Source organism: Deltaproteobacteria bacterium, from assembly GCA_016183175.1.
Taxonomy (GTDB): domain Bacteria; phylum UBA10199; class UBA10199; order UBA10199; family SBBF01; genus JACPFC01.
The window spans coordinates 1-4884 of the sequence record JACPFC010000067.1 but is presented as its reverse complement, the minus strand read 5'-3'; the positions used below and the strand labels follow the sequence as shown (position 1 = coordinate 4884).

General features: G+C 52.5%; 3 protein-coding genes. All 3 read right to left on the bottom strand.

Going from position 1 to position 4884, the window contains the following annotated elements; translation table 11 throughout:
• Positions 1–89 precede the first annotated feature (89 nt).
• Positions 90–2612, bottom strand: coding sequence for a hypothetical protein (locus tag HYU99_07545; protein MBI2340199.1), 2523 nt, complete (start codon positions 2610–2612; stop codon positions 90–92).
• A gap of 187 nt (positions 2613–2799) precedes the next feature.
• Complete coding sequence (locus HYU99_07540; GenBank protein ID MBI2340198.1) at positions 2800–3777, bottom strand: hypothetical protein; 978 nt, start codon at positions 3775–3777, stop codon at positions 2800–2802.
• A 162-nt stretch (positions 3778–3939) separates the two neighbouring features.
• The coding region (locus HYU99_07535; protein ID MBI2340197.1) for a hypothetical protein at positions 3940–4884 on the bottom strand (945 nt) is incomplete at its 5' end.

Sequence of the window (4884 nt, the reverse complement as noted above, 5' to 3'; positions counted from 1 at the left end):
TGAAAAAAAGGCATAAATTAACGGACAAAAAACCCCCCGTGATGATTTCTTCCGGATGTCATCTCGGTTTCAACGTTATTGGAATTCATTTATTCAACCGAGTAACGAATGCTAAACGAGGCTTTTGGCATTTGATACTGCTTCGGGCTGATAACCATGGCCGTTGTTCCGGCGGTATTAATATCCTTGATCGGCCATGGCGCAAGGGGAATTTGCTCCATTAGCAGGGAAAGCAGGGAAGAAAGTTCACCTTTCGCATCGGCGGGAAGGGTTCCTTCCGTTGTCGCAATCTGAATCCTTAAATCCTGGCCTTGCCCCGGCACCCCACCTCCAACATAATCGGTTGCCTTGACCAGGTAGGCAAACGATACCGCGATCGTGACGGGGGTCGAGACACGGGCCTTTGTCATTATTTGTTCAAATTTCTCCGCTGTCATTTGCTGAACTTTTTCCAGGCCTTTAAGCTTTTCCGCATCGATGTGGCGGGTGAAGGTCTCATCGTCCGTAAAGGCGACGACCTCAACACCGTCCTTTCTCCTCACCGTCTTCACGGCGCCGTTCGCCTTGACAATGGGAAGACCGCTTGGCGTTTTTCCCAAATCGATCGAAGGTCGCCGGATGACAACCGGTTCTCTTGGGCCTGTAATAACCACCGGCGCCGGGGGAGGGGGAGCGGTCGATGCGTCGGAGACTCTGCCCTCTTCGTCGATGCCGGTAACCAGAGGCGGGAATTGGTACGGGCCGAAGACGAGGGGAATAATGTCTTTGGAACGATCGCTGTAGAGGTACGGAAATCCGTCGGGAAACAGATTTTTGTATTTGGCCAAATCTTCGCCGATGAGGGCCTCCATCTGGGCTTTTGTCTTGCCGGTAAAACGGGTCGGTTGAAGGATCGCGACGCGCCAAGTCATGTCGTACTTCAGGTGAACCTCGAACTCCAGGGTTCGTCCGTCGGCGGGAAGGGCGTAGCTGACGCGGTTATCGCCGGTGACTTCGTCCTTGAAAGAGGGGCGAACGTCATTCAGAAACCTTGTCCCATACTCGTTCGCCCGCTGGCGGCGTTCGGCATCGCTGGTTGCAGGCCGCCTTAACGCGGCTTCGGCCTCCGCCGTAGCCCGGGTCTCCGCCTCGCGACGGGCCGCTTCGGCCGCTTTTCGCGCCTCCTCATTTTTTTCGGCGTCGAGTTCCTGAACCAGATTTGCCATGTGCGCGGAAAGAGTGTCCAGGCCTTCTTCGTTGGCGAACTCTTCGTAGGCTTTTGCGACAAGTTTTTTGGCCTCAAGGGGAGTATTGGGGAGATTTTGAATTGTTCGTTTTAAACCGAGGGCGGCCGAGTTTTTGCCCGCTTCATCGGCCCCAAGATATTTCTCCGTCCTGGAACGAATATCCGACGATGAAAGAATAGTCCCTTTTACAGCGCTGTAGACCGGCTTGTTCAAAGAAGATAAAAATCTCCCGACCATTGCCTCCACTTCGGCCTTCTGGTCGGCAACGGGTGGTGTTAGTGCCGGGGGCGCGGCAATTTCAGCCTCAGCCAAACTGCCCTGGCCCTGGATGGTAGCGCCTATTTGATCCAGCAAATTTCGAGCATCTTGCGGGAGCTCCGCTTGTGAAGGAGACTCCGGCGGTTGAACCGGCGGCGGTGCAACGACAGCGGGCGCCGGTGCGGGCGGGGCCGCTTCTGCTTTGGCGACAACTTTAACCATCCGGCCGTCGCTGAGTTTGATTTTGAAGGCGTAATCTCCGGCGTGGGTCGTGGGAACTCCCGGTTCGATGATCAGAATGTTTCCTTCAATGGAATAGCGCCTTATTTTGTTCGGACCCCAGTCGTCGCGGACTTCCAGAATGTCCGCCGTGCCGGTAAATTCGAAGGCGACTTTCGTCTCGCCTGTTTTGAAGGCAACGGTGGTGTTTACCACGTTAAACGGACCGGACTCGGGCGGGGGAGGCGGCTCAATCGCCGGAGTGGGAGCCAGCGCCGCCTCGCCGATATTCGCGCGCGCGAAGAGAAACAGATTCATAAAATCGGGCCCGTAGGCTTTGAGCACCTGATCATCGGTCCACTCTTTTTTGGTTCCGGTTGCGTCGTCGGTATGGTACTTGAGCCCTCTGTAGAATTTTCCCAACTGGGCCCGCTCTTCGTCGGCAAGATGTTTTTTGTTGAAACGGATGGTTACCTTGTCGAGCCTTTGCCCGGAAGCGGTATAAGCCCCTTGCTCTACAATCAGGGTTTCTCCCTCCCTTAAGACCTTTCTCAAAAAGTCGGTCATGTCCGGTCCGGCAGAGGTCACAATAGACAGCGATTTCTTGTCGGTTAAAAAACCATAAAGGTTGATGATGTCGTTATTTTTGGGGTCTTTCACATACTCGGCTTGATACGCGGGTGTTTCGGCAAAACGGGCAAAATTGTCGCGGAATTTTTTGCTGAATTTTTCGAATGAGGTTTCCTTGGTGGTGTCGAAATAGCAAAGATACTGGTCGTTCTTTGTCAAGCTGGTTTGCAAAAAGGTGCCCGAATGAGGGTCCTGATTATCGAAGTTGGCCTCAATCCGGTCACGTTCGTCTTTGGTCACCTGAACGTAGATTTTTTCGGGGTAAATTTTTTTAGTCATAATAATATCGGCCGTTTAAGGCCACCTATTATTATTATCGGCTGAAACTTATTAAAGTTGCTAAAAAAATGAATTTGTAACCTATTGATATCATTAGTATCTTAAAAAAGTGGGGAGGGGATGAGGTGGCGTTACAAAGCAGATTCTCAAAAAATACAAGGACAAAGATTTTTCCTGTTATTACTCCTCATAAGGGCGCCGATAAGTCCTGATTGATGCCACCTTCCGACAAGGGGAATTTGACTTCGACAAGATGCGTATAGTAGGCCCCTTCCTTCTTAAGTGGCCAAGGAAGGGCGGTAAGGATCGAACTCAATTCGGCGTCAATGTCTTTGTTCAACGCACGATTGATGACCGTTTCACCGTTTTGCTCGACCTCAACTATGACCGTGTCAACCCCCACATGACCGTTCCTAAAAGGCGTAACAGTCACTAAACAGTCGGCCTTAAAAGCGCCGTGCTTGGTTTTAAGCCTCTCGTAGACCTCATTCAGTTGCTCGGTGGTCGAAGGATGATCAACAAGAGCCTCGCCCGCTGTGTAAAGAGAGGCAGAAGGAAGGACCGATACTTCTTTTCCATCTGGTCGAACGGCGAATTCCACATCGTTTTTCGTTTCGGTATCCAACCCCACATGAGTCCAGGAAGGCTCCCCACTGGAAGGCTCCCCACTGGAAGCACTCTCCAATCCCAGAATATTTTTTGCGAAGAGAAAGAGGTTCATCCTGTCGACACCATAATTTTCCAGCACCTTCCCATCATCCCATGCCTCTTTAACGCCATTTTTGTTCTTATGGAACATCATTCCATTGTAGAATTTTCCCAACTGGGCCCGGTGATCGTCGGTCAGGTTTTCTTTGGGGAAGGCAATCCTCACTCGCGTGTATTCTTTTTCATCCGCCTGAAACGCACCGTCGATGAAGAGAGTTTCACCTTCCTTAAACGTCCGTTTTAGATACTCCGTAAACTCGGCTGATTTGGTCAGGATGTTGACCGTAAACATTTTCGGATGGGCAAGGAGGTTGTAAAGGTTGACGATGTCGTTATTTTTGGGGTCTTTGACATACGTTGCCCCATAATCCGGGGTTTTGGCAAACCGGGAAAAAGCGGAACAAAAACGCTTTTTAAATTTTTTGAAGGAGGCGGCGCCTGTATCGACAACACACAAAAACTCGTCGTCCCCGGCGGCTACTTCTTTTTTAAAAACGCCGGTAGAAGGGTCGTTGTTGTCGTAGTACTTCTCGAAGACATCCAGGTCTCCCTGGTTTACCTAAACGTAGATTTTTTCGGGGTAGATTTTTTTATCGCCCATAGCGAACCCAAACTGATGTTATTCGCCTCCGGGAGGTGGTGTTTCTGCCCCGGCAGGCGCCCTTTCAGTGCCGGGCGCTGGCTGTGTAGAACCAGCTTCATCACCCGCTTCAGGCGCTTGAGGAGCCGTTGCACCCAATGGACCAACAGGTGCCGGAGTTGCCGGCGCTCCACTTCCGCCGCGGCCGCCCAAGGGGACGGTTACAGAGGGGCCAATAAACCATTCGCTGACAAAGGTGTGCTGGGGGTCGGCAAAATTGCCTGTCTGCCGATACTGCCCCTCAACCTTCCGCAACGAACCGTTCCAGCCTCCGTTTAAGGCGAGCGCTATATTATCCAATTTGTCGGAGACAACACCCAAGTCTAACGCCGCGCCGACTCCCAGGCGCACGCCCGGTTCAGTATAACTTTTAAAATCGATCAGCCGGGATTCGTACTCGGCATAATCCCAAAAAGACTGCCCGTGCCCTTCGGCCCCATTGTACCACCCGCCGCCATAAAAGATGGCGGCCTCCGGACGAACAATCAACGTGTCCGGGATAGCCTCAAAGCTGTAGGCGACACCTGCTTGGACGCGCAGTCCAAACGAGCCTATTTCAACCGTTTCGCCGCTGGTATCGATGTCGGAGGTGGCGTCATCCACCGAGACCTCTGACCCTTCCTCGCAAACTTCCCCTTCTTCGATTTCCAGATCGCCGTCGGCACCGCAGGGGTAGGTGGATGTCTCTCCCCCTTCAACCGAGGTATCCTGTTCGGGGGTCGCCTCGTCAAAAATTCCTTTGTGATCATCCCGAAGGAGGTCGGCCACTTTGTTGGGTGCGCCATTTTCAAACCGAAAACCAAGGCCGCCGAAAACCTCGAAACCGGAGGACCCTGGCCGATAAACAACATTGCCCCCCAAGGTATGGGACCAGCCTCTGTAGGGAACCAGGCCATCTTCGGCCTTGACCTGCTCGCTCCCTTC

What these genes read in the sequence shown, in the direction of transcription:
- HYU99_07545 (MBI2340199.1), bottom strand. Translation starts at nt 2,612, where the DNA reads ATGACTAAAAAAATTTACCCCGAAAAAATCTACGTTCAGGTGACCAAA.